A 14757-nucleotide genomic window follows, 5' to 3' on the forward strand; every position below is an offset into this window, starting at 1 on the left:
TCATATTTTAGGCATGGGCTTCAATTTATTGGGATAATTCCAGCAAGTAAGTTATTTACCGAAACCATTGATATAACAAGTATGCAACAAACCTTTGCTAGCTTTTGCTTGATAAATTTCATATACTTATCCAAAAACACAGGAGCACCATAATGGAATTCAGAAACTATATCAAAAAACAACGCAATAATTTAGGCTTTACTCAAGCTGAAATTGCCGAAAAATTACATGTCACTCGGCAAACAATTTCCAACTGGGAGCAAGGAAAAAGTTATCCCGATTTAGACACACTCGTTAAGATTAGTGACATATATAAAATCTCAATTGACACTTTGCTTAAAGGAGACAAAAATTTGAAAAAGTATTTGGACCAAGGAAAGGCCTATAGCGCTTTTAGTATTTTTAGAGGACTGTTTTTCATAATGTATGGATTGTTTTTCTTGCTAACAAATTATTTAGTAAATTATAATTCTCCGATCGTTAATTTTTGTACATTTTCTTTTTTAATTATTTTCGGAGTAGCTATCCTTTATGGTGAGCATGTAAAACCGTTCTTTTTAGGAATGAGTAAACAAACCTACAGACAAAAAGGAACTAATTTTTTTAATCAGAAATTTTCTTTAATTGGTAAAATATTTTTTGGAATTTTGATTATCATTATTGCAATCATGGTAATCATTCGAAATGATGCTAATAATTATTTAGGAACTTTAGTATTCATAATGGTCGGACTAATGAATATTTTTCAAAAATACATGTTTAAATAGAACCCTATTCAAAATACTAAACAAAGGTGAAGGTACTTTCAAAATGTTACTATTCCAACTCCATGATATGATTAAGCATAATTATGAACACGGTTTATACTCTCAAGGTTATACTTCTAAATCGAACAATTCCAACCCCTCTAAAATTAAGGATTTAAAGAACTTATCTGACTTTCAAATGGGAAAACATCAGGCATACGAAGATTATCAAATTAGCAAAAAATTTAGATTTTATCCTAAATTACCATTTGTACTTTTAAACTTAATTTCCGGAAATAGAATGCAAGAAGTCATAAGTTTTATAAATGGCTATAATCATGAGAAACATAGACTTAAAAATAAATAATCCCAAATTCAAGAATTATTTTTAGATTAATTTATATATTGAAGAAATACTATATGAATATAGATTCCTTCAGCTAACTTGCTAATGGAATAATCATATTTATTGGACATGGAAACAACAATGTACTTCTATGTCTATTTATTTTTGTCATATATAATTGACACAAAATTTAAGTAATGATAAAATTCCTAGCATAGATGTCATATATATGTGTCATAAGGAGGGAAATCAATATTTGAACCGTGTTAAACAATTTCGAAAAGATCAAGGATTATCCCAGTTAAAGCTAGCTCAAAAAATTGGAGTAGCTCGGCAAACTATCAACTTAATTGAAAATAATAAGTATAATCCCTCGTTAGAACTTTGTATTAATTTAGCTAAAGCATTAAACACTGATCTTAATTCACTATTTTGGGAGGAACATACAGATGAAAGAAACAATCAGTACCAAAATCATTAAGTGGTTTTACGGTATTCATGGACCATTAGATGAATATCGCCGTAATGAACTCAATCGAATCGGTAATAATATTGCCATATTTTTATTATCAATAAATCTATTATTAAGTTTTATTGCTAGCCTTTTAATGCTTAGTACTAATAATTCTGAACTTACTCTTGATATCGTAGTAAGCGTCCTACTATTAACTGTTTTTGCTTCTTCAGGCTATATTCTATATGAAACTAAACGACATCATTTAACAGAAATTGATGTTGAAGCTAAACAAGAGAGCAAGATTAAACAAAAATTTATTAAAAGAGCAATTGGCTTAGGAATTTACTTTGCAATTGTAATGTACGGATTAACAATCCTTATCGATTGGCTATCTAATAAAGGAACCTTAATTCCATTACTTACAGAACCTTCTACAATTAGTAGTGCTATTGTCAGTGGCCTTATTTACGGACTATTAATGGGTACTTGGGAAACACATCAAATCAAAAGCGATTCTAATGATACAAAGATAACTCAAAATCACTTACATCAAAAGTATTGGTTAATTTTATTTATTATTATCGTCATTACTAGTCTCCTGTTAATACATAGATAATCAGTTTTACAAAAAAGAGACAACATTATGAAACTTAATAATAAACTTATAATAATTTGTTACATCTTAAATTACTTTTTTGTCCTCAAGATTTATGGTAGTTTTCCTTCTCGTTTGATACTATTAGATAAATTAATAGGTAAGAGGAGTAACTTATGAAATTAGATAACAATAACGGGTTAATCGTTCCTTTTTGTTCAGCGTTAAATACTTTATTTATTATCGGTATAATTGTCCTCAATAAATATTGGGATACATTACCAAATCTACTATTTTTTCTATATATGCTTCTTATGATAACTAATGGCGTGATCTTAATTATTTATGCTGCTAAAAATAATCAAAAGTAAAACTAAGATTACCTATAATACTTAAATATCTTAGATTAGATCAAATAAGTCGAGAGAAAATGCTAGAACAAATTGATTTCGGCTAATAAAAAAGGATCCTCAATGTGAAAATTGATAGCCTTCTTCTAACTGTCCTGTTTCCCGCAGTCACAGCGCTTTGTCGCGTATGGAGAATTTTTATTCCAATAATTTGAGGAGAAAATTATTACAGCAATTTAACAATTATGTAACAACCGCCACCCTTAAGATATTTTTCATATCTTCTTCACAATATCATCATATAGTAAAAGAGTGCACAAATTAGTTGCATGCATAAAAGAAAAAACAAACAATAATTCAGGAGTGAATAATTATCGCTAAGAAAAAAACAATGTCAAAAGTCCTTGCTGCTGCCTTAGGTGCTGCTGGTGCATTAGCTGTTGCTAACACTGCAAGTGCTGACACACAAGTTCAAGTACAATCAGGAGATACAGTTTGGGGATTTGCTCAACAATACGCTACTACTGTTGATTCAATTTCTACTGCTAACCAATTAGCTGACCCTAACGTAATTTACGTTGGTCAACAATTAGTTATCCCATCTTCTGCTATCAGTACTGCTTCTGCTGCCGCAACCGTTGCTGCACCTACTGCAACTGATAACACTACTGCTAGTCAAGCAGCCGTTGAAACTACTGAAACAACAGCTACACCAACTACTCCAGCTGTTTCTACTACAAACGCAAGCAATGTAGCCGACCAAGCACAACCAACAACAGTCGTATCTGCTGCTTCTGATAACAACACTACTGCTACTCAAGTTAGTGTTGCATCCCAAGCTCCAGCCCAAGTAAGTGCTGCCTCTGCTACTATTAACGTTGCTCAAACTAGTGCTGCAAATACTAACAACAACGTTACTACTTTAGCGGCTACTACTAACACTGCAGCTCCAACACAAACTACATACGCTGCCACTGAAGCAGTTGCTACTCCACAAAGCAACACTACTGTTCAAAGTACTGCTGCTGTAACTGCTACTCCAGCAACTTCAACTGCTGCCGGCCAAGGTAATGGTTCTACTGCTAATGCGGTTGCCGTTGCTCAAGCACAAATTGGTACTCCATACGTTTGGGGTGGTAACCAACCAAGCGGATTTGACTGCTCAGGATTAGTTCAATATGCATATGGCCTTGGTTCCAACTATCGGACTACTTACCAACAAACTAACCTTGGTGCCCACCACAGTGATATCCAAAACGCTCAAAGCGGTGACCTTTACTTCTGGGGTCCAGATAGTGCTCCTTACCACGTTGCAATCGCTACTGGTAATGGTGGTTACATCCAAGCTCCTACACCAGGTCAAAATGTCCAAAGTGGTAACATCAACTACTACACCCCTAGTTTCTACATCAGCATGAACTAGGATACGACTAGTATAATTATTGAGTAAGATAGAGGATTTTCTTCTACCTTACTCTTTTTTCTTAGCAAATTTTAATAATTATATTGACAGCTTTATTATCATTGGTTATACTTAACAACAATCAATTATGTAGGGAGTAAGTATAATGAACGTATATCAAACTATCAACGTTAATACTCGTTGGCAAAGCCGGTAATTCAGGTTGTTTCGTCACGGATGCGACCTGAAGAACAGATTGCATCTGTGCCGGCTGAGTTTGATGTTCATTTCAGTCCGCATGGATCCACATGCGGACTTTTATTTTGCCTTTCCAAAAGCGAGGGTCCGTCATGTGGGCTCTCGTTTTTTTATTATTTTGTGAGGTGAGATTTTAGATGAAAAGAATGTATAGTTTAATTGCAATTATTATCGCTTTCCTTTGTTTCGCATTCTTTAGAGAAAACAATGGATTCGTAACTAAGCAACGAATTCCAAAAGTTGGTGTGTTAACCTTAATGCACCACCCAGCGTTAGATGAAATTTACAAAGGATATGTCGATGAATTAGCAAAGGAAGGTTACCACAACGGTAAGAACATCAAGATTGAGTATCAAAACGCGAATGGTGACCAAAGTAATCTTAAAACAATGGCTTCAAAACTCGTTGATGATAACTCAACTGTTCTTTTTGGAATTACGACCCCTGCTGCTCAAGCGTTAGCTAATTCTACTACCAAAACACCAATTGTCCTTGGTGCTGTTACCGATCCAAAAGCAGCTGGATTAGTTAAAAATAATCAGCATCCTGGTGGCAATATTACTGGAGTATCTGACCAAGCACTAATTCGCGAACAACTCAATTTGATCAAGCAATTCATGCCACGAATGAAAACACTGGGAGTCATCTACACTTCAAGTGATGCTTCAGCAGTAGCCGGTTACCACCAAATCAAACGTGAATGTCGCAAGATGAATATTAATTTGAAGGCCTATTCAATTGCTAACAGTAACGATCTAAATCAGGTTTCCGAGCAAATGCTTAGCCAAGTCGACGCAGTAATTGTACCAACAGATAATACGATCGCTGGAGCAATGCAAACTTTAATTAAGAATGCCGATGCCGCTAATAAGCCAGTCTTCCCGGCAACTGACACAATGGTTAAGCAAGGCGGCGTTGCAACTTACAGTGTTAATCAACGTGCTTTAGGTGTCCAAGGTGCAAAGATGACGATCGCAATCCTCAAGGGCAAGTCAAAGCCCGCTGATACCCCAATTAAATACATGAAGCATGGGACTCCTGTTCTCAACATTAAGCAGGCTCGAAAACTTAATTTACAAATTCCCGCTCAATTTGAAAAGGATGCAGAAACGAAAGGAGAGGTTTACAAATGAATTTAATTGTATCATCAATCGGTCAAGGACTATTATGGGCTTTACTTGGTCTTGGTCTTTACCTGACTTTTAGAATTCTTGATTTTGCTGATATGACTGTTGAAGGGACTTTCCCTCTTGGTGCTGCCAGTGCTGTCGCCGCAATCACACATGGCATTAATCCCTTTCTGGCAACTTTAATTGCGATTGGGGCGGGAATGCTCGCCGGTTTGATCACTGGATTGCTCTACACTAAAGGAAAAATCCCAAGTTTATTAGCCGGAATTCTAACTATGACTGCCGCCTACTCCGTTAACCTCCGCATTATGGGTAAATCAAACGTTTCATTGCTTGGCCAAAAGACTCTCTTTAGCGGTGAATTCATGCGAAGTCTGCCCCAATACTTTGATAGTGTCTTCTTGGGAATAGTTACGATTGCGATTATTACCGTAATCCTAGTCTTCTTCCTTTCAACTGATTATGGTCAGGCTTTTATCGCAACTGGTGATAATCCGGTGATGGCAAAATCATTTGGGATTCATACCGACACAATGGTCATCATCGGCCTAATGGTGTCAAACGGAATCGTTGGCCTTTGCGGTGCTTTGATTGCTCAAAACAATGGATACGCTGATATTAATATGGGAATTGGAACGATTGTTATTGCCCTTGCCTCAATCATTATTGGTGAAGTAGCCTTTGGTGAATTAACGCTTAACCAGCGACTTGTCGCCGTTACTCTTGGTAGTATCATTTACCGAATCATCTTACTTGCCGTGCTACAACTTGGCTTCTCCGCCAATGACCTGAACCTTATCTCCTCAGTTGTCCTTGCAATCTGCATGATGTTGCCACAACTTGAAGAACGTATTCACCTTAAAAAGCCAATCTTGAAAGGAGTCCGGCCTCATGAATAAACCTATTTTGGAATTGCAGGGAGTCAAAACCATCGTTAATAAGGGTACATCTAGTGAAACCACTATTCTTAAAGGCTTAAACCTTAAAATTAATGAGGGAGACTTCATTACGATCGTTGGAACGAATGGTGCTGGTAAATCGACCCTTTTTAATGTCATCGGCGGAAACCTACACGCTGATGAAGGAAAAATTTTGCACAATGGACAAGATATTACCAATACGACAGAAGAACAGCGAACGGCTTTCCTATCCCGGGTTTTTCAGGATCCAAAACTGGGAACAGCTGCACGAATGACGGTTGCTGAAAATATGCTATTAGCAACTAAACGTGGTGAGCGTCGCCATCTTATTCCCCGGAAGTTAAAAAGTAACATGGACCGTTTCACCAAGCTAGCTGCAACAATGAATAACGGCCTCGAGAATCGCATGAATACAGCTACCGGCGCCCTTTCTGGGGGACAACGGCAAGCATTAAGCTTTTTAATGGCAACAATTAAAAGACCTGACGTTATTTTGCTGGATGAACATACTGCTGCTCTTGATCCACACACAAGTCTAAATCTATTACACGCTACTAATGAACGGATCACCAAAGATCACTTAACTGCCCTAATGATTACTCATAACCTTGAAGATGCCTTAGAGTATGGGAATCGTCTAATCGTGCTTAAAGACGGTGAAATCAAAGCAGATTTTAATGCAGAGCAACGAAAATCTCTTACCCCTGAGAAACTTTATACTTATTTTGAAGGATAGTTTGCCTATATACTATTTTCGGTATATATTTAATATATCGAATTTGACATATAGGAGATTTAATTATGAATTGGTGGATTATTTTTATCACATTTCTTGCCGTAAACCTCGATTTCTTTTTCATCTTAATCTTTTTACTCGAAAGGTATAACCTTCGTGATGTAATCATTGGCTATCTTGGCGCCCTTCTTGTTCTGGTTACCATCAGCTTTTTACTAGGAAAAACACTCGCCATTTTCCTCCCTGAATGGATTTTGGGAACACTGGGGATTCTACCAATTTACATGGCTCTCCATGACAACGATGAAGACCCAACTCATACCGAAAAGCATGGCCCAATTATTACCACCTTAATCACCTATCTGGCAGTTTGCGCTGGTTGCAACCTCTCAATTTTCTTACCAATTTTAACGAATCTTACTTTCCAACAATTTACTCAGTCCCTTCTTTTTATCGCAGTCCTTTCAATTGCGATTGTGATTCTCATTAAGGGAATTGGTAATATTCCACTAATTAAGCAAGCAATGCAACGTTATAGCGAAATCTTAATGAAGGTTATCTATATCGGTGTTGGTTGTTATGTTTTTTGGGACAGTGGATTAATTACCCACCTTATTCACCTTCTTTAGTTTGGTATAATAATTACTAAACCGATTAAAAGGAGGAGCAGCAACCATTGTCTTCTATACAAGTCTTTATTGATGAAGCTGCTAAAATCTATAAAGTCCTAAGCAATAGTACGCGTTTAAGCATCCTATATTATCTTCGGCACTATGACGGTGAGGCTGATGTTAAAACAATCGTTAATGATCTTCATCTTGCGCATCCGATCGTCTCAAAACAGCTCGGTATTTTATATCGCTACCAGTTAGTCAGTCGCCATAAAGAAGGGACACGCGTTTACTATGCTTTAGATGATCCTCATGTTATTGAAATGATTGATGACATGCTAAAACACGTTAAACACGAAATAAAGGGCGAGCCACATCCCCGAAATTTATATAAATAAAGAGTGAATGGAAAATAACTATTAAAAAAATTTATTTTCCACTTACTCTTTTTGACTATTAATATTGCCTTCCTATTGTTGCTTTAGCTAACCTACAATAGGAAGTAAATTGTTACAAGAAGATTTAAAAGTGATTGCTTGGGGCGCAGTTTTCATTATCTTTGGTCTTTTGCTGGTATCATTCTTGTTTTTACAACCATGTTCCAATCGATGGGAAAAGCAACGCTTGCATTTTGGTTATCATTCTGTCGTCAGGGATTGATTTTCGGAGCAGTGATTAGTATTTCCGCAAAATTATTTGGTTATACTGGAATCATTGCTGCTCAAGCTATTTCCGATTGTTTAACCTTTATCCTGGCACCTATTTTCTTCTATTGCTATCGTCCACGTTTTAAATAAAATAGATTTTGATATACAAAAAAGCCTCTACCGTTCAACTTTTTCAAACGTTAGAAGCTTTTTTAATTTATTCAGTTATTTTTCGTTCAAAGTAATGAGCTAGTTTAGCTTCTGGATAATATCCAGTTACTTTTTCTTTCGCCTGTCCATCCTTAAAAAGGACCAGACTTGGCACACTCATCACTTTATACCGTTGTGCAATTTCCTGATTTCCATCAACATTCATCCGCACAAATTTAATTTTATCACCGTATTGTTTTTCTAGCTTCTGCATAGCTGGTTCCATCATTTTACATGGACCACACCATGGTGCCCAAAAGTCAACAATCGTTATTGAGCCTTGAACATCATTATCAAATGTCTCAGCTGTCGCATCAATTGCCATTTTATTCTACCTTCTTTTTCTGTGATTTACGTATAAAGTGAATAATAATCGTTACCGCAAAAACAAGCAAGATAAAACTACCGAAAATCCCTGATGGAATCTCGATATCGATTGTAGGAATCGTTAAAAAGAGCTTAATAGCAATCACAAAGATTAAAATATATGCCATCGGTTCTAATTCAGGAACTTTGCGCATCAGTTTCATGATAACTTCAGCAATTCCTCGCATACATGCAATCCCAATCAGACCACCGATTAAGACAATAACCGGATTATTAGAGACAGCTAATGATGCCAAAACAGAATCAATGGAGAAAATAATATCCATAAATTCAATCTGTAAAACAACTGTCCAAAAAAGCTTTCGTCCAGTTAAACGCGTTTTACCTTCACGGGTCTTTCGCATTGCTCGCTTACCAAAGAACTTATTATGAAAGTAACGATAGACAAGGTAAATTAAGTAAGCAGCTCCAATAACTTTGATTTCCCAAAAGTTAATGAGATATACTCCGATTCCAATAATTAAGAACCGAAAAATGTAAGAACCCCAAATACCATAAAAAAGTGATTCTTCTTGTTCTTTTAACGTTGGTAATACACGTGTCTGAGCCGCTAACACAACAGCATTATCAACCGACAGTAAACATTCAATCATAACCAACGAAAAGATGATTAACCAATCCTGCCCTGATGTAACGACTGTTGCCCAGTTATGTGGATCAAAAAATGGTCCATACAACTTCTCTAAAAGTGACAATTAATGTCCTCCCTTAATTTAAATTTGCTTTTTAGCTAAGTTATATTTTACCAAATAATTTTCAAAATACGACGGTAATGGCGCACTAATATTTAAAGATTTCATTACGAAGGGTAATATGAGTTTTTGCGCTACACCATGAAGCAGCATCCCCTCTGTTGATAAAGGATTATAAAGTGGATCGCCAACAATTGGATGACCACTATGCGCCAAATGAACCCTAAGTTGGTGTGTACGGCCAGTTACTAAGCGAAGTTTCACCAAGGAACGTTCGTGATTACTTGCCAATGTTTCATAATAGGTCAAGGCCGGCTGCGCGTTTTGTCCGTTTACTTGATGAAGATGGGGATTCACTGGATTACGCCCAATTGCCCAATCGAACTTTCCACTCTGAGCCATCTTACCCTCCACTACCGCCAAATATTGTCGGTGAATTTGTCCATCACTAATTAATCGGTTAAGAATTGGGACAACAATTGGATTCTTAGCAACAATTACTGCTCCACTCGTTTGTAAGTCTATCCGATGAACCATATAAGCATTATTTTGACTATGCGCTAAATAGCCTGCAACATCGTTCATTAACGTCCCTGTTTCGCCATGGTAATTAGGGTGTGTTTTTTGTCCCCGCGGTTTATTTACTACTAACAAATCGCGATTCTCATAGAGGACCTCTAAGTGTGATTGTGAAGACGGAATATAATCATTTGCGGCAGGGGTACGAATTTCATCACCACAAAATAATAATTGAATATTATCATTTTTCTCAACAATCTCATTCATGGATCGATAGTTGCCATTAACAAGCACTGTCCGCCTAATTCGTAAATAGTGGATTAGACGATTAGGAAGCAGCCATTGATCATGCAGCAATTTGCGTAATGGTTTTGTCACCTGGTCATCAGCTAACTTTTCACTAATTTGCCACCGATATTTCATTTTACTCACCTCTCTTTCGCCTAAATTCTGATAAGATTATTTTACTGTATTTCCCAGGAAATATTTATAATATTTTTAAGCCGGTTTACTTTTATCCGATAATAGCGTTGAATAGAGTATGAGTAAATTTAAGGGGATGGGTACTGATGTTAACAACAGAACAAATTAATGATCATAGTAAATGGATAAGTATATTCGAACCTCTCCCCCATGAACGATTAGATTTAATTGAAAAATATGAGGTTACTCAAGAATTACTTGATTACGCAATTGACCCCTACGAAAAAGCTCGGGTTGAAATTGACCCAGATGCAGGAGTCACATTATTAATTTTCGATGTCTATGTGCCAACTCATGCTGTGACAGCTCCACAGACTGCACCAATTGGCATCATGCTAACCGCTAATAATATTATTACTTTTACAAATGCAAAAACGAACTTTGTAAATGGAATAATTGCCAATCAGCTACAGTTATTAAAGAAGCATGGTGAAAATGACGACAAATTAAACTTAGTCTTCCCAGTTCTTTATCGACTTTCAACCGACTATTTTGGCCCCCTTCGTCGTGCAGACCAGCAGCGACAAGAAATTCAACAAAATCTTCAACGGCGAACGGGACGCCAAGCTATTACTCAATTTATGGAGATTGAAACTGGGTTGGTTTACATTCTTACCTCGCTCAAAGGGAATGTGTCTCTACTTGAAGAATTTAAACGCCGCTTTGGCAATCACATTACTACTAAACAATATAATGATCTCGATGATGTAATTGTCGAAGCCCAGCAAGGTCTAGAGATGGCACAGATGACTTCAGATGTTTCTGCCCGTGTCTCTAATGCCTATAGTAAGGTTCTTGACAGTGACCTAAATCAAACGATGAAATATCTAACCATTTATTCAATTGTTCTCTCAATTCCAACAATTGTATCTGGCTTTTACGGCGAAAACGTCAAATTACCCCTCGCAAACGGGACCTATTCATGGGTTTTTACAATCTTCATTACTATTGTCTTAATGTTGGCATGTGTTATCTTTCTTATTAATCGTCATTGGTGGAAATAAAAATCGGAAGCTGAGAACTTTTTTCTTAGGCTTCCGATTTTTTATAAGTTATCGCCACGTTCAAATTGGAACTTAGAATTTAACAACGCTTCATGCAAAAGCTGGTTAATCAATTCATGCGTTTCATTCAGAACATGATTAGCGGTTTTCATATTTTGTTCAGTTAGGTAGTTAATTAAATTAGCTGAGTTTTGAATCTGAGCTGTTCTTGTAATTGTATCTACTCGTCCTACACCATAGCTTTGACACCGATCACGGAAATCATTCACTTCATTAATAAATTCGTGATAGTGTGGTTCTACAATCACTTCTAACAGTTTATTTAGCCAATAAGCACTCTTATCCGGCTGGGCATCATCGGTTGCATACTTATATTTTGCCGGAGTATCACTAATATTTGTAAAGAACGGAACGTAAGGGCTATAGCAATAAAAGCCAAAATTAATCCATTGAATAGCAGCATATTGTGCTGGGACGTCATTCCGAATTTGCAAAATACATGAACTTTGATTACGATCAAGAGCAATTGAACGGAATTTTCGCTGTTCCGCTGGTGTTCCAGACGCATAAGTTCCCATTGGATCATAAGGGGTACCGTTATAATGCGATGAGAGGAAGTACTCTACATCCTCAACGGCAATTTTCTTTTCTGCATGTTGAATAAATGGAATTTTTTGGCTGGTAGGCTCCTGTTTTAAGGATGGGGTAAAGAGCTTTTGACCATACCAAGAACGAGGGGTGTTGTAGTAGGCATCTGCCTCATCCTGTGTGCCAAAAATATTCCGGAAATTAAACGTTTGTGGATCAGGATTTAAATGATATTTTTCAACAAAATCTTTAATTTGCGGCGCATACATGAAGCTATCGTGATCGTTAAAGTCGATCTCTTCGATACACATAATATTTGGTGCAATTGCATAAGCATCATCAGGAATCCGTTGGGCAACCCATTGATGGCCACCACCGGTCTCAAAATACCAAACTTCATCCTTATCGCTAAAGGCAATCCCATTGCTTTCACCAGTACCGTACTTTTCAATTAATGATCCAAGCCGTTGAACACCTTCACGGGCAGACTTAATAAATGGTAGGACAAGATAAACCATTGAATCTTCATTAATTCCGTTTTCTACTAACGGATCATGACCAAGCACCCTGGCATTTGTCATTTCGGTTTCTGTCGCACTCATTGCAACATTATATTCATTAATGCCTTGCTCATCCCAGCGTCCTTCATCAAGCACGCCATTGGGAGTTGCCGTATAACGGCATCCCTGTCCCTTCATCTCAACAGTTAACCCATTATATTTTGAAACATAATGTTCACCGGTGTAATCCTTGGCTGGAAATACTTTGAAAGTCTTGGGATTGACTCCATCTTCAGCATCTTCATCACGTGCAATAATTGTTGAGCCATCAATCGTAGCATTCTTTCCAACAAGCATTGCCGTACAACTACTCATTAGCTTTTGCATAATATACGCTTCCTTCCACAGTAGTTACTGTACTTTCTAATAATACCACTATCTGGAATTAACCGGATCATAAGAAAAAAAAGCTGAATGTTAGTCATACAAATCAATCTAAAACATCATTAATACCGAACAAAGCATTGAAAATGTTCGGTATTAGTGCTAGGATAACTACATTAAATAAATAGCCTATATAATACCGAAATATGGTCGGTTAGTCTCTACCTAAAGCCGTAAACTTTAGACTATAAGCACTTCTTAAAAACTGACACTGTCTGTTTTTAACTTCAAGCTTTTAAAAATCGGTAGAGAGGCTGAATTTTTTCAGTCTCTTATTTTTATTTAGGCGTGTTAATTTTTGGGGAGGTATATTTTGAAAGAACCTGTTTCATCTATTCAAGCACCTAGTCGTCACACTAAAATCGATTTCACTCGTCAATGGCAAAATTTTGTCCTTGGTTTCCAGCACTTACTTGCAATGTATTCTGGAGACGTTCTTGTTCCGTTATTAATTGGACATTACTTACACTTCTCCACACTTCAAATGACTTACCTGGTCTCGATCGATATTTTCATGTGTGGTGTTGCAACCCTCTTACAATTAAAGCGAACACCATTAACTGGGATTGGCTTGCCAGTTGTCCTCGGGTGTGCAGTTCAAGCTGTTACTCCCCTCGAAACAATTGGTGGAAAGCTAGGAATCACTTATATGTATGGGGCCATTATTGCAGCTGGGATCTTTGTTTTCCTAATTGCTGGCTTTTTTGCCCGCTTAAAGAAGTTTTTTCCACCGGTCGTTACTGGATCTTTAATAACTATTATTGGATTTACCCTTGTTCCAGTAGGTTTTCAAGACTTAGGAGGAGGTACGCCAACTGCTGCTTCATTTGGTGATCCCGCTAACCTCCTTATCGGCTTTCTAACAATTGCTATCATTCTATTATTCAATGCCTTTGCTCGTGGCTTTATGAAGTCAATCGCTATTTTATTAGGAATTTTAATTTCTTCTTTCATTGCGGGCGCATTAGGCTTTGTCTCTCTTAAACCGGTTAGTGAAGCTGCTTGGTTCCACGCTCCGCAATTATTCTTCTTTGGCGTTCCACGTTTTGATATGAGTGCCATGATCACAATGATTCTTGTTTCGCTCACGACAATGATCGAGTCAACCGGAGTGTTCTTTGCCCTTAGTGACATTACTGGCCGGCAATTAACAACTAACGACTTAGAACGTGGATACCGTGCTGAAGGGATTGCTGCAATTTTAGGCGGACTTTTTAATACCTTCCCTTATTCTACTTTTTCTGAAAATGTGGGTGTTCTTAAAATGTCTGGAGTGAAAAGTCGCCAACCCGTTTACTATGCCGCCTTTTTACTCTTATTACTTGGTCTTTTACCTAAAGTCGGCGCTCTCGCAACGGTTATTCCAGAACCGGTCCTTGGCGGTGCAATGATTGTGATGTTTGGGATGGTCGGCGTTCAAGGAGTACAAATTCTCCATAAAGTTGACTTTTCTAATAACGCTAACCTTCTTACGGCATCTATTTCAATCGGATTGGGACTAGGAATTACCATGTATCCTCAACTATTCCAGCATATGCCAACAGAATTTCAAATCATTCTTGGTAATGGGATTGTTGTCACCAGTCTTTCGGCCGTTCTTCTTAATCTGTTATTTAATCATCGGTGGGCTAATCATGATTAATTCTCATTCTTTTTTAATTTAGTTGTTGACATTCAAATCTCAGCACGATATTATAATTGCAACAATTATCGTTTCAGTAGAGTCTTCGTT

General features: G+C 37.1%; 16 protein-coding genes, 1 pseudogene and 1 riboswitch. Of the genes and pseudogenes, 13 read left to right on the top strand and 4 right to left on the bottom strand.

Going from position 1 to position 14757, the window contains the following annotated elements; all coding sequences use genetic code 11:
• Positions 1-152: 152 nt before the first annotated feature.
• From CBG10_RS05785 to CBG10_RS05840, 11 genes and pseudogenes are all read left to right on the top strand, one after another.
• Complete coding sequence (locus CBG10_RS05785) at positions 153-767, top strand: helix-turn-helix transcriptional regulator (RefSeq protein ID WP_094501476.1); 615 nt, start codon at positions 153-155, stop codon at positions 765-767.
• Positions 768-1348: 581 nt separating this feature from the next.
• On the top strand, positions 1349-1573 hold the full coding sequence (locus CBG10_RS05795) for a helix-turn-helix transcriptional regulator (protein WP_094501472.1): 225 nt from the start codon (positions 1349-1351) through the stop codon (positions 1571-1573).
• Complete coding sequence (locus tag CBG10_RS05800) at positions 1542-2165, top strand: DUF3278 domain-containing protein (protein ID WP_094511976.1); 624 nt, start codon at positions 1542-1544, stop codon at positions 2163-2165. Before CBG10_RS05795 ends, CBG10_RS05800 begins: the two co-directional genes overlap by 32 nt.
• Before the next feature lie 155 nt (positions 2166-2320).
• Positions 2321-2515 carry an MFS transporter gene (locus CBG10_RS11495; protein WP_094501468.1) on the top strand — a complete coding sequence of 65 codons (195 nt, stop codon included), beginning with the start codon at positions 2321-2323 and terminating at the stop codon, positions 2513-2515.
• A gap of 370 nt (positions 2516-2885) precedes the next feature.
• Positions 2886-3917 (top strand): C40 family peptidase, encoded by a 1032-nt coding sequence (locus tag CBG10_RS05810; protein ID WP_094511978.1) that lies wholly within the window; start codon positions 2886-2888, stop codon positions 3915-3917.
• A gap of 374 nt (positions 3918-4291) precedes the next feature.
• Entirely contained in the window at positions 4292-5287 is a 996-nt protein-coding gene (trpX, locus tag CBG10_RS05815) for a tryptophan ABC transporter substrate-binding protein (RefSeq protein ID WP_094511979.1), read from the top strand.
• Positions 5284-6183, top strand: a complete 900-nt coding sequence (locus CBG10_RS05820) for an ABC transporter permease (protein ID WP_003665032.1) — start codon at positions 5284-5286, stop codon at positions 6181-6183. Before trpX ends, CBG10_RS05820 begins: the two co-directional genes overlap by 4 nt.
• Positions 6176-6940 (top strand): ABC transporter ATP-binding protein, encoded by a 765-nt coding sequence (locus tag CBG10_RS05825; protein WP_003665035.1) that lies wholly within the window; start codon positions 6176-6178, stop codon positions 6938-6940. Before CBG10_RS05820 ends, CBG10_RS05825 begins: the two co-directional genes overlap by 8 nt.
• Positions 6941-7005: 65 nt before the next feature.
• Positions 7006-7569, top strand: a complete 564-nt coding sequence (locus CBG10_RS05830; RefSeq protein WP_094508864.1) for a cadmium resistance transporter — start codon at positions 7006-7008, stop codon at positions 7567-7569.
• A 47-nt stretch (positions 7570-7616) separates the two neighbouring features.
• A complete protein-coding gene (locus CBG10_RS05835) occupies positions 7617-7949 on the top strand; it encodes an ArsR/SmtB family transcription factor (protein ID WP_094511980.1) in 333 nt (110 codons plus the stop codon).
• A 165-nt stretch (positions 7950-8114) separates the two neighbouring features.
• A pseudogene (locus tag CBG10_RS05840) lies at positions 8115-8348 on the top strand (MATE family efflux transporter); the annotation flags it as partial.
• Positions 8349-8415: 67 nt separating this feature from the next.
• Here CBG10_RS05840 and trxA read toward each other — a convergent pair.
• Genes trxA through CBG10_RS05855 form a run of 3 tightly spaced genes read right to left on the bottom strand, consistent with a single transcriptional unit; the run spans position 8416 to position 10429 of the window.
• The gene (trxA, locus tag CBG10_RS05845; RefSeq protein ID WP_094501458.1) at positions 8416-8733 is read right to left on the bottom strand and encodes a thioredoxin; all 318 of its coding nucleotides are present in this window, start codon (positions 8731-8733) and stop codon (positions 8416-8418) included.
• Position 8734: 1 nt separating this feature from the next.
• A complete protein-coding gene (locus CBG10_RS05850; protein WP_094511982.1) occupies positions 8735-9490 on the bottom strand; it encodes a TerC family protein in 756 nt (251 codons plus the stop codon).
• An 18-nt stretch (positions 9491-9508) separates the two neighbouring features.
• Positions 9509-10429, bottom strand: coding sequence for an RluA family pseudouridine synthase (locus CBG10_RS05855; protein WP_094501456.1), 921 nt, complete (start codon positions 10427-10429; stop codon positions 9509-9511).
• Between the two features lie 146 nt (positions 10430-10575).
• On the opposite strand from CBG10_RS05855, the gene CBG10_RS05860 reads away from it, so the two are divergent.
• Positions 10576-11493: a magnesium transporter CorA family protein gene (locus CBG10_RS05860; RefSeq protein WP_003665048.1), complete on the top strand. Its 918-nt coding sequence runs from the start codon at positions 10576-10578 to the stop codon at positions 11491-11493.
• A 41-nt stretch (positions 11494-11534) separates the two neighbouring features.
• On the opposite strand, the gene CBG10_RS05865 is transcribed toward CBG10_RS05860, so the two are convergent.
• Positions 11535-12968, bottom strand: a complete 1434-nt coding sequence (locus CBG10_RS05865; protein WP_094511983.1) for a C69 family dipeptidase — start codon at positions 12966-12968, stop codon at positions 11535-11537.
• 166 nt (positions 12969-13134) lie between these two features.
• Positions 13135-13233, top strand: a riboswitch (purine riboswitch).
• Between the two features lie 105 nt (positions 13234-13338).
• On the opposite strand from CBG10_RS05865, the gene CBG10_RS05870 reads away from it, so the two are divergent.
• Positions 13339-14667, top strand: coding sequence for a nucleobase:cation symporter-2 family protein (locus CBG10_RS05870; protein WP_094511984.1), 1329 nt, complete (start codon positions 13339-13341; stop codon positions 14665-14667).
• Positions 14668-14757 lie beyond the last annotated feature (90 nt).

Origin of the sequence: Limosilactobacillus reuteri, assembly GCF_002254085.1 — a bacterium.
In the GTDB taxonomy this organism is placed as follows: Bacteria; Bacillota; Bacilli; order Lactobacillales; family Lactobacillaceae; genus Limosilactobacillus; species Limosilactobacillus reuteri_K.

Excerpts from the sequence above, each read along its gene's own strand:
- trpX (WP_094511979.1), top strand. The coding sequence starts at position 4,292 with ATGAAAAGAATGTATAGTTTAATTGCAATTATTATCGCTTTCCTTTGT.
- CBG10_RS05830 (WP_094508864.1), top strand. The coding sequence starts at position 7,006 with ATGAATTGGTGGATTATTTTTATCACATTTCTTGCCGTAAACCTCGAT.
- CBG10_RS05860 (WP_003665048.1), top strand. The coding sequence starts at position 10,576 with ATGTTAACAACAGAACAAATTAATGATCATAGTAAATGGATAAGTATA.
- CBG10_RS05825 (WP_003665035.1), top strand. The coding sequence starts at position 6,176 with ATGAATAAACCTATTTTGGAATTGCAGGGAGTCAAAACCATCGTTAAT.
- CBG10_RS05785 (WP_094501476.1), top strand. The coding sequence starts at position 153 with ATGGAATTCAGAAACTATATCAAAAAACAACGCAATAATTTAGGCTTT.
- CBG10_RS05800 (WP_094511976.1), top strand. The coding sequence starts at position 1,542 with ATGAAAGAAACAATCAGTACCAAAATCATTAAGTGGTTTTACGGTATT.
- CBG10_RS05855 (WP_094501456.1), bottom strand. The coding sequence starts at position 10,429 with ATGAAATATCGGTGGCAAATTAGTGAAAAGTTAGCTGATGACCAGGTG.
- trxA (WP_094501458.1), bottom strand. The coding sequence starts at position 8,733 with ATGGCAATTGATGCGACAGCTGAGACATTTGATAATGATGTTCAAGGC.
- CBG10_RS11495 (WP_094501468.1), top strand. The coding sequence starts at position 2,321 with ATGAAATTAGATAACAATAACGGGTTAATCGTTCCTTTTTGTTCAGCG.
- CBG10_RS05810 (WP_094511978.1), top strand. The coding sequence starts at position 2,886 with ATGTCAAAAGTCCTTGCTGCTGCCTTAGGTGCTGCTGGTGCATTAGCT.
- CBG10_RS05820 (WP_003665032.1), top strand. The coding sequence starts at position 5,284 with ATGAATTTAATTGTATCATCAATCGGTCAAGGACTATTATGGGCTTTA.
- CBG10_RS05865 (WP_094511983.1), bottom strand. The coding sequence starts at position 12,968 with ATGCAAAAGCTAATGAGTAGTTGTACGGCAATGCTTGTTGGAAAGAAT.